This is a genomic window from Pseudoalteromonas shioyasakiensis (assembly GCF_022398475.1).
GTDB lineage: Bacteria > Pseudomonadota > Gammaproteobacteria > Enterobacterales > Alteromonadaceae > Pseudoalteromonas.
On record NZ_JAKEVM010000072.1, the window covers coordinates 1 to 21,537 of the forward strand.

A 21,537-nucleotide genomic window follows, 5' to 3' on the forward strand; every position below is an offset into this window, starting at 1 on the left:
GCTTATGAATACGGCGGTATTCATCTAACCAGCTTGATGGTTGTACAAAACCATGTGGTTCAACTGGGAAGATAGCTGTTTCAAAGTTTTCTTTTTCTAGCTCAATTAAGCGCTGTACTAAGCGTACTGAGTCTTGGAAGAATACATTGTCATCAACCATAGGCGCATTAATTAATAAATGGCTCTTAAGACCTTCAGCAAAGTAAATTGGTGAGCTCTTTTCATAGGCAATTGGGTCAACATCTGGGTGGTTTAAGATGTTAGACGTATACGGACCATTGTAGTGAGCCCAATCAGTTACCGGACGAAGTGCAGCACCTGCTTTGAATAAATCAGGTTGTGTGAATAGCGCCATAAACGTCATGAAACCACCGTAAGAACCACCATAAGTGCCTACAGCTTGTGTATCTACGTTTGCGTTGTCTGCCATCCAGCTTACGCCATCTGCTAAATCTTGAATCTCAGGTGTACCCATTTGACGGTAAATAGCTGTACGCCAATCACGGCCGTAACCTTTCGATGCACGGTAGTCCATGTCCATTACTACGTAGCCTTCTGAAGCCAATAGTGAGTGGAACATAAACTCACGGAAGTAACCAGACCAACCCATGTGTGAGTTTTGTAGGTAACCAGCGCCGTGGTTAAAGATAACCGCTTTACGGTTTTTACCTGTTTCACCTTCTTTATAATCAGCTGGGTAATATACTTTTGCATAAATTGGCTGATCAGTGTGGCTTGAAGGTACAGCAACAATCTTAGGTGCAATTAGTTTTTTCGCTAAGAACTCGTCAGATACTGTGTGCGTTAACTGAGTTGCTTGGGTATTTGCTTTTGCATCAGCAACATAAAGCTCAGGCGGCGACATAATTTTTGAATGAGTTAGCAATAGTTTGCTTTCATCTGGGCTTAACTGATAATCAGTCATACCATCAAGGTTGGTTACTTGCTCAGACTCACCGGTTGCAGGGTTTACACGATAGATTTCGTAAAGACCTGGGTGCTCAACGTTTGCTTTGTAGTAAATCGCTGAGTTATCAGCCGTTAACGTTAAGTTAGAAACAACAAATTGGCCTTTAGTAAGCTGCGTTGCTTTACCATTAAGTGGCTTTTTGTAAATGTGGCTGTAACCAGACTCTTCAGATAAATAGTAAAGTGTGTCTGAGTTGTTCAACCAACCAAAATCATTGTATGCATAGTTTACCCATGCATCGTCGTGTAAGCGGTGCTGCGAAACAAGTTTGTTGTTTTGTGTATCAACAGTGGCTAACCAACGGTCTTTGTTGTCCCATGCTTCAAGCATAAGAGCCACTTTTGAACCATCTGTGTTCCATTGGATTGCACTTTGGTCCCAGCCCCAATCCATCATTAAGTTGATGGCACGTGGTGCTTTTTCAGACTTATAAGTTTTGCCATCACGAGCGTAGTTTTCTTTCTTAACTGCTGCAAGTACGTCTTCATCAAAACCTGGTAAGGTATCGAATGCAAGGGTTGTTTGCTCGCCTGATTTAAGGTCAATGTAAACAACGTCTGAGCTGATTGGTTTTTCATCAGCAACACGACGGCGTACTTTTTCTGCTTTTACGCGTGCATCATCGGCAATGTAATTAGGCATTATATCGCCTTCATCACGCCATGAACGGCTTTCTGTGGTTACTGCAACAAGGGCTTGGCCATTTGGTGAAAGCTGTACATCGGCTAAACGCTTACCTTTACCTAAATAAAATTGTGCGTTAGCAATGCTGTCGTTTTGCTCGTTAATTTGTGCTTTACGCTCTTCACGATCTTTTTTGTTTTTGTGCGTCAGCGCAATGTAATCAATTAGTTTGTGCTGCTCTTTTGCAATGTAAGTGTCTGGCTCTTGTACACCTTTAGGTGCATCGTCTAGGTGTAAGTTAACTAATTCAACTTGACGACCCGTTGCTAAATCAACTTTATAAAATGCATTACTTTGGCGATATGCAAGGCTACCATCAGTTAAAAACTGTGGTTTTGATTGCTGTGCGCTGTCGTGAGTGATTTGTGTAATTTGACCAGTGCTTAGGTTTTTAACGAAGATATTACCTTCAAATGCATAAGCCTGTTGCTTTTTATCTGCAGAATAAACGGCATTTTTAGCGCCTACAGTGTGTAGTTTGTTTAACGCTAATTGTGATGCAGATTGGCTATTTACCGCTTGAACGTATAAATCGCGTAACTCATTGCCTTGTTGCTTTTGTGCATAAACGATGCTGTTAGAATCACCATTCCAGAAAGCACGCTCAGGCTGACGGCCTAACCAATCAGGGTGAGCCATTGCTTGCTCTAACGTGATTTCAGCTGAACCTGTATCAGCAGGAGTAACAACAACTGGTGCTACATTGGTAACTTGTTCTTCAGAAGGCGTTGAGGCGGTTGATTGACAACCTGCTAGCATGAAGCTAGATGCGACTGCGAGAGCCACTAACGTTTTATTAGCAGTGGTTTTGAATTTCATAGTGCTTCTTACGGGTTATTATAATTCGCCCTATTTAAGCAGAAGCACTAATGAAATAGCAATTTTTATAGGATAAACAGCCAAAGATTTCCGTTTAATAACAGCTTATTTTAAGCTGATATCAAGCCATACCATACGGTGATCAGATGATGCGTTACGATCTTTAATTAAACGGAACAGTTCAGAGTTTTTCTGTGGCCAAAAAACTCCACCATCGTTTATCTCAATACCATAATTTGATGGTAAAACGTAATCAGCACGAGCTTGCCAATAAGCGGTATAGTTTTTAGCGTAAGCTTCTTTATACGACTCTTTAGCGCCTTTGCTTGTTGGCGTAAAAGAAGTATTCACTAATGGATTTTTTAAAATTTGGTCTGTGGTATTAGGGCGTGCTTTACCCCCTTCTGGCGCAGCATTTAAATCACCTACAATAACAAAGCGGCTTTTCGCTTTTAAGCCACCTTTTTGGCCTTTATCATCGTAAATGTAGTTAGCATTGTTAATGTAATCAGCAACTAGGCGTACTTCATCGTGGTTACGCTTACCGTTACGGTCTTCGTCACCATCAAAAACAGGCGGCGTTGGGTGCGATGCAAGCAAATGAAACGTTTTGCCTTTTACATCTATTGGTAAATCCCAAAAAGACTTAGAGCTTAGGTGAATTGCTTGCCATTCCTCAGCAGAATACCAGTCTTTACCTGTTTTAGGGTCAATAGGCATTTGTGCATTTGGCATATCTTTGTATTTGAATGTTTGTAATGTACGCGCTTTATCTAAATCGATTGGGTAGCGCGACAATACTGCCATTGCATAATGCCCCTCAAAGAAGCCAAAGCCGTGTGCGTCACCTTTGTAATGCCCCTTTACACCATCGTTGTCTAGGTCAAACTCAGTAGGTAAACCAGTGTTAACAGGTGCAATAAAGTAATACGGGTAATCGATGGCAACTTGCTTATTTTGCGATACTTGCAGGTAGTTTTTACGAAATACGTTAATGCCTTTGTCGGCATCAATATAATCAAACTCATTGAGTAAAATTACATCAGGTCTTACGCGCTGAATAATTTCGGCAATATTGCGAATTTGCTGGTGGTTGCTCGCTAATGCTTTGCTTAAAGCGTCTTTATCTATTGCTTCGCCTTTTTTAGCATAGTTGGTTGCATCCATACTCACGTTAAAGGTAGCAACACGTAAATCAGCAGCCGATACATTGTTTGCAAATAAGCCTACAGCCACTGCTATTGAAGAAGTTAATAAAGCGTTTTTCATGAAATAAATCCGTCTACTATAAGTAGTAAAATAATACTGCTGACAATGATCCATAAGATCATCGCCATGATAAAAGGTTTAATGCCCGCTTGTTTTAAGACTGAAATAGATAAACCACTACCAATCAAAAATAAGGTCATTACTAACACTTGTTTAGCACCAACATTGAGTGCATGCCACAGTGTTTGATACTCAGGAAAGCTCGAATTAATCAGCGCCGCCGCTAAAAAACCAAATATAAACAACGGGATACTTGCTTTTTCATCTGATTTCCAAAACACACCCGCAATACTTGTATAAGGGATTATCCACATCGCTCTAGTAAGTTTAATGGTTGTGGCAATAGCAAGCGCTGATGCGCCATACGCAGCGGAAGCCCCCACTACACTACTTGTGTCGTGAATCGCAAGTGCAGCCCAAACACCGAATTGTTGCTCAGTCAGGCCAAAGTAATGGCCAATCATCGGAAACAACACTAAGCCAAGGGCATTTAATAAAAACACCACAGCGAGTGATATAGCTACTTCGTGATCTTTGGCCTTTATAACCGGCGCCATTGCAGCAATGGCGCTACCACCACAAATGGCAGTACCAAATGAAATAAGTACACCGGTGTTTTTATTTAACTTAAATAACTGAGATAAAATTTCACCAAGGCCAATAATAGCGGTAATACTGACAATAGTAAGCACAATAGAGCTACGCCCTACTTCTATTACTTGATTAAAGTCAACAGCAAAACCTAAGCCAATTACCGCCAACTTTAGCATCCATTTACTTATTTTTTGTGACTGTGCTGCAAATGGATTACCCAATATCATTGCAAATAAAGCACCTACTACAAGTGCCGTAGCAGAGCCAACAAATGGTAATGCTGATACTAAAAATAGTGTAATAAAAAGAAATTGCTTTGGGCGTTCGGCTATCACAACGGAGCTCTGATAAGTTTATTGGTTAGCTTATGCACCACAGGTGCAACAAAAATAACGGTAGGAAATGCCACACAAAATGCAAAAGCCCATGCTTTAAGCCAAATGGTTGCAATGTTATCGATTAAACCAACGTTAAAGATGCTGATCACTAAAGACATAAATCCAGACATAAACAGCGCCATAAAGAACGCAAATACGACTGTTCTAAATCGAGGATGTAACATAACGAACTAATATTAATATAAAAATATTAGTCTATAGCAAGATGTTCCTGACGCAAGTGCTTTGAGACAAGAGGTACAAAATTAGCGAAGTTTGTGGATATATAATAGCGATTAAAAAGCCGAGATAAACTCGGCTTTTAAGAATTTAAACTGATTAGTTTAAAATAAGTTGAGTGCTGGTAGCTGCTACACCTGGGTAGTCTTGCTCTGGCAGAATTTCAGCCAGTGCCGCTAAACGCTCACCTAATTGGTGAAGGTTATCGGCCGATACATTGATATGACCCATCTTACGACCCGGTTTAGCCGTTTTACCATACCAGTGACTAGTAACGTCTTGCGTTGCGAGTACTGAATGTGGGATTGAAGGCTGACCTAATACGTTGATCATAGCAGTAGGACGAAGACACTCTGTACTACCTAATGGTAGGCCTGCAACAGCGCGCATGTGGTTTTCGAACTGTGAGCAATGTGTACCCTGCTGTGTCCAGTGACCTGAGTTATGAACGCGTGGTGCAATTTCGTTTACTAATAACGTACCTTGTACATCAAAAAACTCAATTGCTAATACACCTACATAATCAAGTTCTTGCGCTAACTTGTTAAATGCCAGCTCTGCTTGTTCTTGAATTGCTGCTTTTTCTTTACCCGCAACTGAAAGCGTAAGTACACCATTGGTGTGTTGGTTTTCAGTCAATGGATAAATAACGGTGTTACCCGCTTTGTCGCGTGCACCAATGATAGATACTTCACGGTCAAATGGGATCATCTTTTCAGCGATAATAGAATGCGGCGCACTTTCAGTGCCTGATGCTATGAAATCTGCCATTTCTGACCAGATTTGGTCAATTTGATCATCAGACTTTAAGCGCCACTGACCTTTACCATCGTAACCTGCTTGGCAAGTTTTGATCACAAGTGGCTTGCCTAAACGCTCTACGGCAGCAACAAGGTGCGCTTTTTCTGTAATTAGCTGGTAAGGCGCGCATTCAACATCTGTTTTATCAAGTAATGCTTTTTCAAGTGCGCGATCGCCACCTGTTTTAATTGCCGCTTTACCCGGATAAAACTTATTGCTTTGACAACATAATGTAAGTACATCATCAGGAATGTGTTCAAACTCTGCTGTAATCGCGTCTGCGTTATCAATAGCTTGTTGTAATGTGCTGTTATGAACTTCACCAGTTAATGGGTGAATGATTTTTTCACTACCCACATCGTAGGCAACAACATTTAAATCAAGCGGTGCACCCGCTAAGCTCATCATGCGAGCTAACTGACCTGCACCTAAAATTAGAATATTCATATTACTCTGCAGGATTAGGGTTAGCTAAGATAGTGTCTGTTTGTTCTTTACGGAAAGCTTCTACTTTTGCGAAGATTTCAGGCTGTTGGCAACCTAAAATTTGTGCCGCTAAAAGGCCAGCATTTGCAGCGCCTGCTTCACCAATAGCAAGAGTACCTACCGCAACACCTTTAGGCATTTGGCAAATAGATAATAATGAATCAACACCATTAAGTGTTTTAGACTTAACTGGTACACCTAAAACCGGCAGTGATGTAAACGCCGCAGCCATACCTGGTAGGTGCGCAGCACCACCGGCGCCTGCGATAATAATTTTAATGCCACGATCTGCAGCTGAGCTTGCATAGTCAGCAAGTAATTGAGGGGTACGGTGAGCAGAAACAACTTTAGTTTCGTATTCAATGCCGAATTTTTCTAGCATTAACGCCGCATGTTCCATCGTTGGCCAGTCTGATTTGGAACCCATAATAATGCCAACAGTCATAAATACACCTCAGTTAAATAGTTTTCTAAAAAGCGGACTTTTGTCCTTATTTTGTGGCGGGTATTATATACCTAACTCACATCAAGATGCGAGTTTCAGTTGGAATTAAAAGCGATTTTGCAAGGCGTTGATGCAAATAATAGAGGTTCTATTGTTAAAATCGATAACGCAGTATAAATCGCTCTTAGACCACATCAAGATGCGACTATAGAAGCACAAAAAAGCCATGACATGCATGGCTTTTAATCACTCATCAGCTAATTAAGCTTCTTTGCTTGCTAGGTACTCAGTGTATGTACCTTTAAAGTCGATAACTTTACCGTCTTTGATTTCCCAAATACGGTTTGCAAGCGATGATACAAATTGTCTATCGTGAGATACGAACAATAATGTCCCTTCGTATGCTTCAAGTGCTAAGTTAAGCGCTTCGATAGATTCCATATCCATGTGGTTGGTTGGCTCATCCATTAATAAGATGTTTGGTTTATGCATCATAATTTTGCCAAACAGCATACGGCCTTGCTCACCACCTGAAATCACTTTTACTGACTTTTTGATATCGTTTTGTGAAAACAGCATACGACCTAAGAAACTACGAACAACTTGTTCGTCGTCACCTTCTTGTTGCCATTGTTCCATCCACTCAAATAAGTTCATGTCTTGTTCGAACTCGTCAGCATGGTCCTGAGCGTAATAACCGATATTAGCGTTATCAGACCATTTAAATTCACCTTGTTTTGGTGCTAAACGACCAGCAAGGGTATTTAATAGTGTGGTTTTACCAACACCGTTCTCACCGATAATTGCAATGCGCTCGCCTACTTCAACTAGGCCTTCAAGGCCACTGAATAATGTTTCTTCAAAGCCTTGTGTTAAATTTGTTAGCTCTAAGGCATTACGGAATAATTGCTTTTCTTGCTCAAAGCGAATAAACGGGCTTTGACGAGAAGAAGCTTTAACTTCTTCAAGCTGAATTTTATCGATTTGTTTAGCACGTGATGTTGCTTGTTTTGCTTTTGAAGCATTCGCAGAGAAGCGCGATACGAACTGTTGAAGTTCGGCAATTTGGCTCTTCTTTTTCGCGTTTTCGCTTAGTAGACGCTCACGAGCTTGCGTTGCAGCGAACATATACTCATCATAATTACCAGGGTAAATACGAAGCTCGCCGTAATCGATGTCAGCCATGTGTGTACATACTGAGTTTAAGAAGTGACGGTCGTGCGAAATGATGATCATGGTACAGTCGCGCTGGTTTAGCACGTCTTCTAGCCACTTGATGGTGTAAATGTCCAAGTTATTGGTAGGCTCATCGAGTAGCATGATATCTGGATCAGAAAACAGCACCTGCGCAAGTAAAACACGCAGTTTAAAACCAGGTGCAATTTCAGACATAGGGCCGTAGTGTTGCTCTGTGCCAATACCTACACCAATTAGTAACTCACCTGCTTTAGCTTCTGCTGAGTAACCATCCATTTCGGCAAACTCAGTTTCTAGGTCTGCTACACGCATACCGTCTTCTTCGCTCATCTCAGGTAAGCTGTAAATACGGTCACGTTCTTTTTTTACTTCCCACAGCTCTTTATGTCCCATGATCACTGTGTCGATTACAGAAAACTCTTCGTAAGCAAACTGGTCTTGGTTTAGTTTAGCAATACGCTCGTTTGGATCTGTGCTGACATTGCCTGAAGATGGCTCTAGTTCACCACTTAGGATTTTCATGAAGGTTGATTTACCACAGCCATTCGCACCGATTAAACCGTAACGGTTACCATCGCCAAATTTTGCTGAGATATTTTCGAATAAAGGTTTAGCACCAAATTGCATGGTGATATTAGCTGTACTAATGATAGCGGTACCCTCCAGCGGGTAAAAAGTAAAAACGAAACTGCGTGCAATTTTAAACTAAAGCCGCTTGGCACGCCATGAAAGTTTAATTAAATACACAGGCTAATTTTACAAGATCAACACTTACGACTACCTTTAGTGAGCGCGCTCACTTAATTATATGAGCACGCTCACTTTTAAAATAACTAAATACAAACAGTAGGTTAAGAATGAGCAAACATGGAGACACTCACCAACGTATTTTAGATGCGGCTTGGCACCTTTTTACTGAGCAAGGGTTTAACGATACCTCTACACGGCAAATTTCAGCAGCAAGCAACATAGCGGTTGGCACCTTGTTTAATCATTTTGCAGATAAAGTGGCTATTTTAGAAGCTTGCCTCGAAGATAAATTCAATGATGTGTTAGAGCGCGCAAAAGAAACCGACATACACCGCCCTGCTCGCTTAAAGATTAATCATTACGCACAATATTTTTATCAGTTTTATTGTTTACATCACCGCTTTTATAAAGTGCTCTTTAGCCAGCGATTATTTTCGCAATCATTCCAGCAACAACACATGGAGCTAATTCAATCATTGGTTTTTGCCGACCAACCGCAATTTAATAAAGTAAAAGCAGCTATATTGCTCGACTGCTATTTTATGACCTTGTTGTATAGCTTAGGCGCCGAAACCCCAAACACTAAACTTATGCTCAGAACGCTAAGCCAGAAAGTGTCTATTTTTTAGGCTTAGTAACTCATTGATAATTCAATATAGTGAACCTAAAGTGAATAATTTTTCCTCGAAGTCGGTTTGTTGCATGATAATTTTTCACTTTTGACCCTATTTTAGCTTTGATAATCTCCGTTCCTTAACTAAATTATACCTATTAGGGACAATATTTAATCAAGGTACTTTATGAAAAGAACACACACTGCCTTATTTGTTGCAGGCATGCTTGCCATACCTACAGCCAATGCCATCGAGATCTATAACGATCAAACCAATAGCGTTACTGTTGGTGGCTTTATCGATGCAAGGGTGATTAATACGCAAGGCGAAACTGAGGTAGTAAACGGTGCATCACGCATTAATTTTGATTTTAAGCGCCAATTAAAAAACGGCTGGCAAGCGTTTGCTTTGCTTGAATGGGGTGTAAACCCTGTTGGTAGCAGCGATATCGTTTACAGCAATCGCTTTGAATCTATTCAAGATGAGTTTTTATATAACCGCTTAGGTTATGTTGGCCTTAAACATGACGATTACGGCCAAGTGACATTAGGTAAACAATGGGGCGCATGGTACGACGTTGTTTACAACACCAACTACAGCTTAGTGTGGGATGGTAACGCTGCAGGTGTTTATACCTACAATAAAGATGATGGTGCTGTGAATGGTACAGGCCGCGGCGATAAAGTACTGCAGTATCGAAATACCTGGGGTGATTTTCATTTAGCACTTCAAGCACAGCTAAAATCTGATGAATTTTATACCTGCGACATCGTTGATATTTCAAGAAGCTCTTGTGAAGTACTTTGGAACCAAGGAAACAATGCTGCACAAAAAGTAGAATTTAACTCGACTTATGGGGCCGCACTCACCTACTCGGTTAGCCCTAATTTAAAAGTTACTGCCGGTGTTAACCGTGGCCAGTTTGATATTGTGTATGCCGGTGGCAGAAATCAATCAGTAAACGATTTAATTTATGGTATGGGCATTACCTATGGTGATTTTTATAAACCGGGTTGGTATGCATCAGCGAATATAAATAAAAACGAAAACCACGATACCGACAACTTAGGCCGCTTAATAAAAGATGCTGTTGGTTTAGAGTCAATTTTAAGCTACCGCTTTGATAATGACATACGTACTTTTGTTGCTTACAACGTATTTGATGCAGGTAGTGACTATGTTATTCAGCCGAACTTTAATGCCGACCCTGAAGATGTGTTTAAACGCCAATTTGCTGTGATAGGTGCGCACTACTTTATGGCAGAAGACACCATTTTATATATTGAAGCTCGTAAAGATTTTAGCGACTTCTCGAGTAATGACGCAGAGCAAGAAGCACAGATGTCACAAACTGAAGATGATGGTATTGCCATTGGTTTTAATTACACTTTGTAGTTACGATAAACACTAAGCCTACTATTGTGGGCTTTTTTCTAATCCAATTGCACACTTTCAAGATTGTTCGCAATATCAATCAACGTCTGCTATTACTTAACAACCATAAAACTAAAATACGTCAATATTTGAGGTTGTTGTGTCTAACAAGGTAAAGCTAATTCTACTTTCATCAATATCTAGCGTTTCGTTCATGCTCTTTCACTGGCTAACAAATGTCAGAGAATCGGATACGGTATTTGGTGTTAGTTCAGATTTGTCAGGTGGTTTAGTAATGGGCTTTGCTATTGGTGTGATGCTAGTTACATTAAGCACATTTAAGTTAAACAAGTATTGAGTGTTTTTTGGAATCAAACGTTTAAACCCTTTTGACTCTTCGCTTCCAAATAATGTGATTGTGGCTAATTATTTCATGAGCTCCTTTTTAGATCCTACACACTTACCCTGCTTATTAAAAAGCTTAAATTTAAGGATTTGCTGAGATTGAAATTAACCCCAAATTAGTATGATGTGTTCTTTTTGTGGTTAATGGCTATTACAATGAATAATCACGTTCTACTTTAGCAATACGCGTTGTAAACGCACTGTACCATTTGTCTTTGCCGAGCTGTTGGGCTTTTAAGTGCTCAACGTTTTGTTTCCAGGCTTTTATTGCATCTAAGCTTTGCCAATACGACACCGTAATACCCAAACCATCACGAACAGACTCCATACCTAAGTACCCAGGTTGTTGCTCTGCAAGTTCCACCATTCTATTGGCCACATCTTCATAACCGGCGGTATCATCTGATAAGGTATTCGTAAAAATCACGGCGTAATATGGCGGTTTTGGTGTATTCGCTATCATGGCTGTTACTTCCCTCTACTTGGTTCAAAACCATCATAACATGGGATTTCTTTGTTAAACGTATCCCAATTTGCTTTAGAGCTTACAAAGTTATGGCTAATCGGGCGCTCGTTTATATCGCTATCTAATAAACCTAAGCGAATACGTAAGCGGCTTGGGTCATCTTTATTCTCGCTATAAATAGGTGAGCCACAACAGCTACAAAAATAACGAATTCTGCCGGGTTTAAATTCAAACGCGCTTAGATGCTGCTTTCCTTCTGTGAGGTTAAAACCATCTCGTTGAATAAAGCCATTGGTTGCGTAGGCTGTGCCTGAGTTTTTACGACATAAGGAGCAATGACAATGAATAATTGAGTCTATGCCACCAGCAATAGTTACTTTTACTTTGCTGCACAAACAACTTCCTTGATACATAGTCCCTCTCAGGTTTAAAGATTAATAACCGCGATGCTTCCAAAATTCAGTGGCAGTGCCTTCGGCTTCCTTTAATAAGTTAAAGGATTTATCAGCAATTATATGGCCATTTAACTCAATAGTCATGCGCCAAATACCTACTTTATTATCAACAGGTGCCCATATCGTATCACCTAAATAAAACTGCCAATCGTTTGTTTTAACGTACTGTTCGCCCTCAAACGGTGGCATGATCTCGCCATCTTCATCCGGAATATCTGGGTGGTAAACGCAAAATTTAATTTTTTGTCCTTTGGCCTTTTTAATATTAACAATAAAGCCAAATTCAATATCTAACTGTGCAGGAACGTCTGTTGTAAACTCGGTGATTTGAGGCAGGTCTTTTTCTTTTGCATCCCAATGACTGTAAATGCCGTAACTTTCAATACTGGTAATTGGTTTGGCTTTTGCCATAGCTGCAAGCGCTCCTTTTTTAAAATAAGGCGCTATTTTATAGTAGCAACCCTAGCAGAACAAGATTGTACTATTATAGTAATTAGCTAACGTATTTTACCCAGTGAGTGTCATGTTGTTGAAAGCCACATTTAGTTAAAAGTTTAATACTTGCGCTATTATTTGGGTTAACTAAAGCTAACACACTGTTTAGCGGAGCAGGTACAAAGGTCGTCAGTTTATCAAATAGCATATCTAGTACCTTTTGCATGATTCCTTTGCCAAAGTATTGCGATGCCAATTCAAATCCCAACATGCCCTGCCCGTCAATTATGTTAAATATGCCTACGCTGCCAATAACCTGCCCACTACTTCGTAAAACAATAACTAAACGAATGCCTTGTTGATTATAAAAACGTTCTATGTCGCCTTGAATAAAGTCGTACACGTCACCTTTCGTTATATCAGCGCCGTAATCATTAAACGTTTGTACTTGCGGATCTTTTAAAATATCCCATATCGCTTGGCAATCTCTATGACGAATTGGGCGTAAGTCAAAGGCTAAGTCATCGTGGCTAGACACGTTAATTTCTTCTTTTTGCTTTATGAGCTGGCATTATTGTCTTACTATAAACGCAATTTCAAGCAATTAGATTAAGTTCGATGAGTGAAGAATTTAAAGTAATTCAACCTACCACCACAGTATACTGTAAAGAACGCGGTGAAGGCTGGACCTTAACAGGGATCACCAGTATCGATGAGCATACTTCTGTGATGTTTGATGGCGTAAGGTATACCTTACCGGCCCGTGAAATTGTTGAGGTATTATTACCACAACAACTCGAGCGAGAGAAAAATCAACAATAAAAAAAGCCAGCTTGATGCTGGCTTTTTTGTGTTTAAAATTAACGTAATGCGTTAATACGCTCATCAAGTGGTGGGTGCGATGAGAATAACTCGGCAACACCTTTACCGCTTGCAATACCAAATGCCATCATTGAACCTTCTAGTTGTGATGGGTGGTTTTGTTTTAAACGCTCAAGGGCGCTACGCATTTTATCTGCACCTACTAGTTTTGCTGCACCCGCATCCGCAGAGAATTCGCGTTTACGGCTGTAGTAAGCAACAATCACACTTGCTAGAACACCAAATAACATTTGGAAAATCATATCGAACAAGAAGTATGTCCAGCTACTACCGCCCTCTTCCTCATCACTATTAAGGAAGTTATCAACAATACCTGCCAATACTTTCGCCATAAAGATAACAAAGGTATTCACTACACCTTGAATAAGAGTAAGCGTTACCATGTCACCATTTGCAATGTGAGATACCTCATGAGCCAATACCGCCTCAGCTTGATCTTGATTCATGTTGTGTAATAAACCTGTGCTCACAGCCACCAGCGAGTTGTTCTTACTTGGGCCGGTCGCAAATGCGTTCATTTCAGGGCTATCGTAAATAGCCACTTCTGGCATCGCGATACCTGCTTTTTTCGCTTGCGCAGCTACCGTTGAAACCAACCATTGTTCTGTTTCAGAACGAGGCTGTTCAATAACATGTGCACCGGTTGATTTTTTTGCCATCCATTTCGACATAAATAACGAAATAAACGATCCACCAAAACCAAATACGGTTGAAATAACTAAAATGCCGCCTAAACTGCGATGGCTAATACCCAGTACGCTCATCACAATAGACAACACAATACCTAACACTAGCATTACCGCTAAGTTTGTAAGTAGAAACAGAAATACACGCTTCATAAAAACCTCAGAATAAACATACCAATTGTATTAACTAACGACATGGTTAAAAATCGTTAGTTAATAAAATTATCTGGGTACTCTACCAACTCAGTTTAGGGCTTATGCAATTGGTTGCAAGGAACTAATTGCAACCAATTGTGACAGAGTATGTCAAAAGTAACAACTCAATTATTATGGGTTGATAGATAAAATTTCAAGTAAGGTTTTGTAAATTTTTAATTTAGGGGTGCCGTCTGTATACGGACTAATCGCTAAAAGCGGGAAAGGTAGTGCTGATTTTAAAGTTTCTAAATTGGCGTCTTGTTCACGCATGTTTGGGTCTACATGATTTGCTATCCAACCCACACAATTTACACCGAGCGCTTTAAAGTGAGCAGCTGTCAATAGTGCGTGATTAAGGCAACCAAGCTTCATGCCTACTACTAGCACAACATTAAGGTTTTGTGATTTAACCCAATCGCTGAGTAAATCGGTTTCGTTGATAGGTAAACACCAACCGCCTGCACCTTCTGTAAGAATATAATCGGTATTGAGTGCTTTTACATTTGCATAAGCAACATCAAGTTTAGCAAATGTCAGTCTGTCACCTACTAGGGCAGCTGCAATATGCGGTGCAATGGGTGGCTCATAGGTAAAGGGGTTAACTATGTTATATTTAACCCCAATTGATGAGCTTTCCATTAAGGTTAATGCATCATCATTGACTAGCTGTCCAAATGCTTCTTCTGCACCTGCTGCAATGGGTTTAAAACCCACCGCACGCTGTTTATGTTGCGCTAGTAAGTTTAATAATAAACTGGTGACATGGGTTTTTCCGGCATCGGTGTCTGTACCCGTGATAAAAAATTCTTTCATTTTTGAGTTAATTCTATTTTTCTAGTTCTAAAAGGACAACTTGATAGCTCACTCTAGCATGCCCATCAACCAGAGGGTATGCCCTACAAACACTATTAAGTGCCTGCCTCGTTAATAACCCTTGGCGTTTTTGCTTAGTTTGCAATGAGGTAGCACCAATCGCTTTTATCGACCGCAGCGCATCTAAAGGAGAGTTATAGGCATCTATATAACATCTATCAGCGGCAAAATTGAGTTTAAACCCCGCCAATTTTGCATACTCAATAATGTGACTAGCACAATGAAACTGATTAATATGGTTTTGCTCATCTAAACAAGCAAAAGCCTGTTTGATTTCTTTGAGCGATCCATCTACCACGCAGCTTAAATAAACCTTACCACCCGCTTTTAATGCGGAAAAAAGATTTTTAAGTAGTGCCTCTAAATCAGCAGACCATTGCATTGCAAAATTACTAAACACACAATTTAGCGAACTTTGCTGTAATGGTAGGTTGTCCATATCAGCACACACTTTTAAACAATGCGGGTTTTGTTCTGTGCTGAGCATGGAATGACTTAAGTCCATTGCCAATACAGTATCAAAGTGTGTTTTAAGCATTGCCGTGTTAACTAAAGGCCCAGCACCTAAATCAAGGCAAGTACCCTGCTGATGTTTACTGGCCATCATTTTGAATAAGTGCGCAGCCGCTTGTTTTTGAACATTAGCATGGCTCGCGTAATTTGCAGCCGCTTTAGAGAACTTAGTTTGTGTTGTTAGCTTATTACTGTGTTGAAAGCTTAAAGGCGCTTGCAGTTGAACACTCATAAACACTCCACTAGCGAATAAACCAGCTGTTTTATATCCTCAGCTTGATGCGCGCTACTTATGGTTACTCTAAGTCGTGCCGTATTAAATGGCACCGTGGGAGGTCGAATAGCAGTTAACCACACGCCTTTATTTTTAAGATTATTAGCAACAGCAAGAGTATGTTCTGCATCGCCCAGTACCAAAGGCTGAATAGCCGTTGTTGATTCCATTAATGCTAAGTTATGCTCTTTAGCTAGCGCTCTAAAGTAGGTAATATTCTCTTTCAGCTGAGAGCGTCTCTTATCAGCTTTTATTAACTTTTCGAGTCGTTCAAGAGTACAACTTGCCATTAGTGGTGACATCGCCGTTGAATATATGTATTCACGATTAAACTGCAACATGTAGTCAATCATTTGCTTTGATGCAAGCAAGCAAGCGCCACTACTTGCTAGCGCCTTGCCAAAGGTGATAATCAGTAAATCAGGCTTGATTGCCTCACAGCTCCCTAAGCCTTGCTCGCCTAACACGCCAAAGCCATGGGCGTCGTCAATCATCAGCCACGCATTGTATTGTTTAGCAAGTTTACAGAGTGCTTCAATGGGGGCTTGATCGCCATCCATCGAAAACACCCCTTCGCTCACTATGAGCTTATGCTTTGCTTTTGACTTTTGTAACCGAGACTCTAAGTGCCTAAGGTCGTTATGATTAAACCGCACCATGGCAGCGGCAGAATGAAGGCCACCATCAATTAAGCTGGCATGATTAAGCTTATCTTGAAAAATTGCCGATGATTGCGCCACGCTTTTATCTTGAAACAGCGCTTTTAATACGCTGCTATTAGCACTAAATCCGCTATTAAATAACATGGCGCTTTCATAGCCTAATAACTCGCATAAACGCTGCTCAAGCTGTTGTTGTGGTTTATTATAACCATTCACTAATGCTGAACTGTGGCTACCTAGTTGCTGCGCTTGTATTTCAATAAAATCATCAGCAAAGCCAAGGTAGTCATTACTGGCAAAATTTAAATACTTTTTACCTGCAACCTGAATAAAGCGCCCACTTGATTGCTCAACAAGTTGGCGTTTTCTCAGTAATGCATCTGCTTGTCGCTCAACAAGATGCTCGGCAATAAAATCAAAAGCCATTTAAATATTACGCTTCGTAAAATAGTTCTGATGTTGCTTTATCAGCAACTTTTGATGAAAGTGATGCTGCAACCGCTTCATCAGAATAATCTTCACGGGTTTCTGGGTTCATGCCTAATTTTTTAATCAGCATCATGTCTGCGTCTGCTTCAGGGTTTTCTGTAGTCAGTAGTTTATCACCGTAGAAAATTGAATTAGCACCAGCAAAGAAACACATAGATTGCATTTGTTCATTCATCGCCGTACGACCAGCTGATAAGCGAACATAACTTTTCGGCATCATTATACGTGCAACAGCAATGGTACGAATAAACTCAAAGTGGTCTAAGTCTTCGACATCTTCAAGTGGCGTGCCTTTAACCTTAACCAACATATTAATTGGCACACTCTCTGGCTGCTGCGGCAAATTAGCTAATTGCATTAATAAACCAAAACGGTCAGCTGCCTGCTCGCCCATACCAACAATACCGCCAGAGCACACTTTCATGCCGGCATCACGCACGTTATCGATAGTGTTTAAACGGTCTTGGTAAGTACGTGTTGTAATGATCTGCTGGTAATACTCAGGTGATGTATCTAGGTTATGGTTGTAATAATCAAGGCCCGCGTCTTTTAATGCATGGGCTTTTTCGTTATCTAGCATTCCAAGCGTCATACAGGTTTCAAGGCCTAGCTCTTTAACCTCTTTTACCATTTTTGAAATATAAGGCATGTCACGTTCTTTCGGATCAGACCACGCAGCACCCATACAAAAACGGGTTGCGCCTTTTTCTTTTGCAACACGTGCTTGCTCAACCACTTTTTCTACTTCCATTAAACGTTCACGGTCTAGGTCTGTTTTATAATGACCTGACTGAGGACAATATTTGCAATCTTCTGGGCAAGCACCGGTTTTAATCGATAACAAAGTAGAAATTTGTACTTCATTTGGGTTGAAGTTTTCACGATGCACACTGGCCGCTTTAAATAACAAATCATTGAACGGCATTTCGAATAATGCTTTTACTTCTTGGTGAGTCCAATCGTGACGGACAACTGCGTGCTCCATAATAGTCTCTTTTTTTAAATTATTGGGACGGTTTGATTGGCTTAGTCTACGACTTGACGTAACATTGTCAACGAATCGAAGTGATATAAAGTTTACATATGATTAATAAACAACCAATAGATTTAGATTTTGATCGTGAGCATATTTGGCACCCTTATACTTCTATGACTCAGCCCCTTCCTGTGTACCCAGTCAGTCATGCCAATGCAAATCGTATTTTCTTAGAAACAGGCGAAAGCCTAATAGATGGTATGGCCTCTTGGTGGAGTGCGATTCATGGTTACTGCCATCCTGTTTTAAATGAGGCAATCACTACACAGGTTAGTAAAATGAGCCATGTCATGTTTGGTGGTTTAACTCATGAACCTGCTGTTGAGTTGTGTAAAAAGCTAGTCAGTATCACACCTAAGTCACTCGATAAGGTGTTCTTAGCCGACAGTGGCTCTGTGAGTGTTGAAGTCGCCATAAAAATGGCCTTGCAGTACTGGCTTAGCCAAGGTTACACCAGCAAACAAAAATTAATGACGCCGCTTAAGGGCTACCACGGCGATACTTTTGCCGCCATGAGCGTTTGCGATCCAGTTAATTCAATGCACAGCATGTACTCAGGGTTTTTACCTGAACATGTTTTTGTACCTTCGCCGAGTGCTAAATTTAATGGCGAGTTTAGCTCTGCTGAAGCTGATACACTTGAAAGCTATTTTGCCGCTCACCATCAAGATGTTGCGGCATTTATCATTGAACCCATTGTACAAAATGCTGGGGGCATGAATTTTTACCACCCTGATTACTTAAAACACCTGCGCATTCTTTGTGATAAGTATGATGTTTTACTTATTTGTGACGAAATCGCCACAGGCTTTGGTCGTACCGGCACCTTGTTTGCTGTTGAACACGCCAACATAGACCCTGATATTTTATGTATTGGCAAAGCATTAACGGGCGGCATGATGACCCTATCAGCGACATTAACCACTAGCAAAGTCGCTGTTGGCATTAGTGAGGGTGAAGCCGGCGTATTAATGCATGGCCCAACTTTTATGGGTAACCCGCTTGCCTGTGCCACAGCCTGCGCGAGTATTGATTTACTGTTAGAGCAACCTTGGCAAGAGCAAATTGAACATATAAATGATGTGCTAACAACCCAGCTTGCTAAATGTAAGCCGCTTGATGCAGTCGTTGATGTACGCACATTAGGTGCAATTGGAGTTGTTGAGCTTAATCGAAGTGTAGATGTAGCAAAAATTCAACGCTTTTTTATCGAGCAAGGTGTGTGGATCCGCCCGTTTGGTAAATTAATTTATTTGATGCCGCCTTACATAAGCGACGAACAAAGCTTAACTAAGTTATGCAATGCTATTTATGCAGCCATTGAACAACAGGCGTATTAAAAAAGGAAGCTAATGCTTCCTTTTCCTTTAAACTTTACCATTCAAACATATAAGCCATTTTACTGATCATTCGAAGCGGTACTTTATGTTCACAGCGCTTGGCGTAAAGATGCTGCAATGATTTATCTTTAATTTCACCAACGATCACTTCTTTTACTTGATAACCCAGTGCAGTGGCCGCTTGTGCGTAGGCGATAAATTCCCACTTTTTAATATTAGTGTTATCAACAATTACTAACGGGATTTCTTCTGCTAGGGCATTAATAAAGCGTGCAAGGTTTAGATTGTGATACTCAGATAACTTGTACTTATCAAATTGATACACACCTTCGCTATTGTAAAAATAATCATCTGTTGCGCACACGACATAATCACTTTCATTACCAGCTACCAACTCATCAGCAAGGCTTTGTGCGTAATATGATTTACCTGAGCCTGGTAAGCCGCGAAGAATAAAAACTTGTTTCATAGCACCTGTTATACAATTTAATTAAAGACTAAAGGACAGTTATCCTATTGAGAATTGTTAATAATGCCACAAAATAACCAATTAGCGCAGCGAGAATTTAAATAAACGCAAATTTTACGCAAAATATTGCTGCTATTTTACTCAATTGAAGAAAAACTACTAAAGAGTACGCCTCAATAGTTTTTTTATTTGATTTACGAGGGTAAGATAGTCGATTCAAGTGCAATGCACAGCATTATTATATTAGGCAACTTATATCATTGGAGTGAAGATGAGCCATTTAGCGATTTCAGAGCTATTAAAAGGCAAGGTTGCGGTAGACAGCCAAGTAACAGTAAAAGGCTGGATCCGTACACGCCGCGATTCAAAAGCAGGAATTTCATTTTTAGCCGTTCATGACGGTTCGTGTTTTGATCCTATTCAAGCGGTAGTACCTAATTCACTCAATAATTATGATGAAGTAACACGTTTAACTGCAGGTTGTTCTGTATCTGTAACAGGTGTTCTTGTGCCTTCTGCAGGTCAAGGTCAGTCTTTCGAAATTCAAGCTAACTCTGTAGAAGTATTAGGTTGGGTTGAGAATCCAGACACCTACCCTATGTCTGCGAAACGTCACAGCATTGAATATTTACGTGAGCACGCACACCTTCGCCCTCGTACTAACATCATGGGCGCGGTAACCCGTGTACGTAACTGTTTAGCACAAGCGATTCACCGTTTTTATCATGAGCAAGGTTACTACTGGATCAGCACACCGATCATCACTGCAAGTGACTGTGAAGGCGCCGGTGAAATGTTCCGTGTGTCTACTTTAGATATGCAAAACTTACCACGCACAGATAAAGGCGACATCGATTACAGTGAAGATTTCTTCGGTAAAGAAGCATTCTTAACAGTATCTGGTCAATTAAATGGTGAGACATATGCCTCAGCAATGTCAAAAATCTATACCTTTGGCCCGACTTTCCGTGCTGAAAACTCAAATACATCTCGTCACTTAGCAGAGTTTTGGATGGTTGAACCTGAAGTTGCATTCGCAGATTTAGAAGATATCGCAAAACTTGCTGAAGACATGCTTAAATACGTTTTCAATGCAGTATTAACTGAGCGTCGTGATGATATGGAATTCTTTGCACAACGTGTTGAGAAAACAGCTATCTCTCGTTTAGAAGAGTTCGTAACTAAAGATTTCGCACAAGTTGATTACACAGATGCTATCGAAATCTTAAAAGCGTGTGGTAAGAAGTTCGAATACCCTGTTGAATGGGGTGTAGATTTACAGTCTGAGCACGAACGTTACCTTGCTGAAGAGCACTTTAATGCGCCAGTAGTTATTAAAAACTACCCGCGTGATATTAAAGCCTTCTACATGCGTCAAAACGAAGACGGCAAAACAGTCGCTGCAATGGACGTAGTTGCACCAGGTATTGGTGAAATCATCGGTGGTTCTCAACGTGAAGAGCGCCTAGATGTACTAGATAAGCGTCTAGAAGAAATGGGCTTAAACAAAGAAGATTACAGCTGGTACCGCGACCTACGTAAATACGGCACTGTACCGCACTCAGGTTTTGGTCTAGGTTTTGAGCGTTTAGTTGCATATGTAACAGGTATGGGTAACGTACGTGACGTTATCGCCTTCCCTCGTACAAAAGGCAGCGCGACTTACTAATAAGAAACGCTACATTGTCTAAAAGCCGCTTTCGAGCGGCTTTTTTGTGTGTAAATCATTAAATG

Annotated in this window: 22 protein-coding genes; 5 read left to right on the forward strand and 17 right to left on the reverse strand. The window is 40.6% G+C overall.

All coding sequences use genetic code 11. The annotated features are described in order from the left end of the window. The 7 genes from L1D51_RS12905 to L1D51_RS12935 all read right to left on the reverse strand — a co-directional run. The coding region (locus L1D51_RS12905) for a prolyl oligopeptidase family serine peptidase (RefSeq protein WP_239963840.1) at positions 1 to 2,473 on the reverse strand (2,473 nt) is incomplete at its 3' end. Positions 2,474 to 2,578: 105 nt separating this feature from the next. After that, on the reverse strand, positions 2,579 to 3,742 hold the full coding sequence (locus L1D51_RS12910) for an endonuclease/exonuclease/phosphatase family protein (RefSeq protein WP_239963841.1): 1,164 nt from the start codon (positions 3,740 to 3,742) through the stop codon (positions 2,579 to 2,581). Next, positions 3,739 to 4,671, reverse strand: a complete 933-nt coding sequence (locus tag L1D51_RS12915) for a YeiH family protein (protein ID WP_239963842.1) — start codon at positions 4,669 to 4,671, stop codon at positions 3,739 to 3,741. The genes L1D51_RS12910 and L1D51_RS12915 overlap by 4 nt, the downstream gene beginning before the upstream one ends. Then, the gene (locus L1D51_RS12920) at positions 4,668 to 4,898 is read right to left on the reverse strand and encodes a DUF2798 domain-containing protein (protein ID WP_054561456.1); all 231 of its coding nucleotides are present in this window, start codon (positions 4,896 to 4,898) and stop codon (positions 4,668 to 4,670) included. The genes L1D51_RS12915 and L1D51_RS12920 overlap by 4 nt, the downstream gene beginning before the upstream one ends. Before the next feature lie 154 nt (positions 4,899 to 5,052). Continuing rightward, a complete protein-coding gene (locus L1D51_RS12925; RefSeq protein WP_055021802.1) occupies positions 5,053 to 6,201 on the reverse strand; it encodes a 5-(carboxyamino)imidazole ribonucleotide synthase in 1,149 nt (382 codons plus the stop codon). A gap of 1 nt (position 6,202) precedes the next feature. Continuing rightward, positions 6,203 to 6,685, reverse strand: a complete 483-nt coding sequence (gene purE / locus L1D51_RS12930) for a 5-(carboxyamino)imidazole ribonucleotide mutase (protein WP_054553887.1) — start codon at positions 6,683 to 6,685, stop codon at positions 6,203 to 6,205. Positions 6,686 to 6,946: 261 nt separating this feature from the next. Beyond that, the gene (locus L1D51_RS12935) at positions 6,947 to 8,533 is read right to left on the reverse strand and encodes an ABC-F family ATPase (protein ID WP_082401562.1); all 1,587 of its coding nucleotides are present in this window, start codon (positions 8,531 to 8,533) and stop codon (positions 6,947 to 6,949) included. A 206-nt stretch (positions 8,534 to 8,739) separates the two neighbouring features. Between L1D51_RS12935 and L1D51_RS12940 the strand changes: the two genes are divergently transcribed. Both L1D51_RS12940 and L1D51_RS12945 read left to right on the forward strand, forming a co-directional pair. After that, the gene (locus L1D51_RS12940) at positions 8,740 to 9,261 is read left to right on the forward strand and encodes a TetR/AcrR family transcriptional regulator (protein ID WP_239963843.1); all 522 of its coding nucleotides are present in this window, start codon (positions 8,740 to 8,742) and stop codon (positions 9,259 to 9,261) included. A 171-nt stretch (positions 9,262 to 9,432) separates the two neighbouring features. Further along, positions 9,433 to 10,641: a porin gene (locus L1D51_RS12945; protein WP_105180844.1), complete on the forward strand. Its 1,209-nt coding sequence runs from the start codon at positions 9,433 to 9,435 to the stop codon at positions 10,639 to 10,641. A gap of 535 nt (positions 10,642 to 11,176) precedes the next feature. Here L1D51_RS12945 and L1D51_RS12950 read toward each other — a convergent pair. The 4 genes from L1D51_RS12950 to L1D51_RS12965 all read right to left on the reverse strand — a co-directional run bounded on the left by L1D51_RS12950 (position 11,177) and on the right by L1D51_RS12965 (position 12,919). Continuing rightward, on the reverse strand, positions 11,177 to 11,488 hold the full coding sequence (locus tag L1D51_RS12950; protein ID WP_239963844.1) for an antibiotic biosynthesis monooxygenase family protein: 312 nt from the start codon (positions 11,486 to 11,488) through the stop codon (positions 11,177 to 11,179). Positions 11,489 to 11,493: 5 nt separating this feature from the next. After that, positions 11,494 to 11,904, reverse strand: a complete 411-nt coding sequence (locus L1D51_RS12955) for a GFA family protein (protein WP_054561449.1) — start codon at positions 11,902 to 11,904, stop codon at positions 11,494 to 11,496. Positions 11,905 to 11,925: 21 nt separating this feature from the next. Beyond that, the gene (locus L1D51_RS12960) at positions 11,926 to 12,357 is read right to left on the reverse strand and encodes a DUF3859 domain-containing protein (RefSeq protein WP_054553896.1); all 432 of its coding nucleotides are present in this window, start codon (positions 12,355 to 12,357) and stop codon (positions 11,926 to 11,928) included. A gap of 82 nt (positions 12,358 to 12,439) precedes the next feature. Continuing rightward, the gene (locus tag L1D51_RS12965; RefSeq protein WP_055021807.1) at positions 12,440 to 12,919 is read right to left on the reverse strand and encodes a GNAT family N-acetyltransferase; all 480 of its coding nucleotides are present in this window, start codon (positions 12,917 to 12,919) and stop codon (positions 12,440 to 12,442) included. 80 nt (positions 12,920 to 12,999) lie between these two features. Between L1D51_RS12965 and L1D51_RS12970 the strand changes: the two genes are divergently transcribed. Continuing rightward, positions 13,000 to 13,203 carry a hypothetical protein gene (locus tag L1D51_RS12970; protein WP_054561447.1) on the forward strand — a complete coding sequence of 68 codons (204 nt, stop codon included), beginning with the start codon at positions 13,000 to 13,002 and terminating at the stop codon, positions 13,201 to 13,203. Between the two features lie 38 nt (positions 13,204 to 13,241). Here L1D51_RS12970 and htpX read toward each other — a convergent pair whose 3' ends face one another. The 5 genes from htpX to bioB all read right to left on the reverse strand — a co-directional run bounded on the left by htpX (position 13,242) and on the right by bioB (position 17,943). Beyond that, on the reverse strand, positions 13,242 to 14,102 hold the full coding sequence (htpX, locus tag L1D51_RS12975) for a protease HtpX (protein ID WP_054561446.1): 861 nt from the start codon (positions 14,100 to 14,102) through the stop codon (positions 13,242 to 13,244). Between the two features lie 174 nt (positions 14,103 to 14,276). Next, positions 14,277 to 14,960, reverse strand: a complete 684-nt coding sequence (bioD, locus tag L1D51_RS12980; RefSeq protein WP_239963845.1) for a dethiobiotin synthase — start codon at positions 14,958 to 14,960, stop codon at positions 14,277 to 14,279. A 13-nt stretch (positions 14,961 to 14,973) separates the two neighbouring features. Then, positions 14,974 to 15,765 (reverse strand): methyltransferase domain-containing protein, encoded by a 792-nt coding sequence (locus L1D51_RS12985; protein WP_055197052.1) that lies wholly within the window; start codon positions 15,763 to 15,765, stop codon positions 14,974 to 14,976. Beyond that, complete coding sequence (locus tag L1D51_RS12990; RefSeq protein WP_239963846.1) at positions 15,762 to 16,895, reverse strand: aminotransferase class I/II-fold pyridoxal phosphate-dependent enzyme; 1,134 nt, start codon at positions 16,893 to 16,895, stop codon at positions 15,762 to 15,764. Before L1D51_RS12990 ends, L1D51_RS12985 begins: the two co-directional genes overlap by 4 nt. Before the next feature lie 7 nt (positions 16,896 to 16,902). After that, positions 16,903 to 17,943 carry a biotin synthase BioB gene (gene bioB / locus L1D51_RS12995; protein WP_054553903.1) on the reverse strand — a complete coding sequence of 347 codons (1,041 nt, stop codon included), beginning with the start codon at positions 17,941 to 17,943 and terminating at the stop codon, positions 16,903 to 16,905. A 98-nt stretch (positions 17,944 to 18,041) separates the two neighbouring features. On the opposite strand from bioB, the gene bioA reads away from it, so the two are divergent. Beyond that, on the forward strand, positions 18,042 to 19,334 hold the full coding sequence (gene bioA, locus L1D51_RS13000) for an adenosylmethionine--8-amino-7-oxononanoate transaminase (protein WP_055021812.1): 1,293 nt from the start codon (positions 18,042 to 18,044) through the stop codon (positions 19,332 to 19,334). A gap of 34 nt (positions 19,335 to 19,368) precedes the next feature. Here the strand turns inward: bioA and L1D51_RS13005 are convergent, their stop codons facing one another. Then, positions 19,369 to 19,803, reverse strand: a complete 435-nt coding sequence (locus tag L1D51_RS13005; RefSeq protein WP_054561441.1) for an ATP-binding protein — start codon at positions 19,801 to 19,803, stop codon at positions 19,369 to 19,371. Between the two features lie 271 nt (positions 19,804 to 20,074). On the opposite strand from L1D51_RS13005, the gene asnS reads away from it, so the two are divergent. Further along, the gene (gene asnS, locus L1D51_RS13010) at positions 20,075 to 21,472 is read left to right on the forward strand and encodes an asparagine--tRNA ligase (RefSeq protein WP_054553906.1); all 1,398 of its coding nucleotides are present in this window, start codon (positions 20,075 to 20,077) and stop codon (positions 21,470 to 21,472) included. Positions 21,473 to 21,537: the final 65 nt, after the last annotated feature.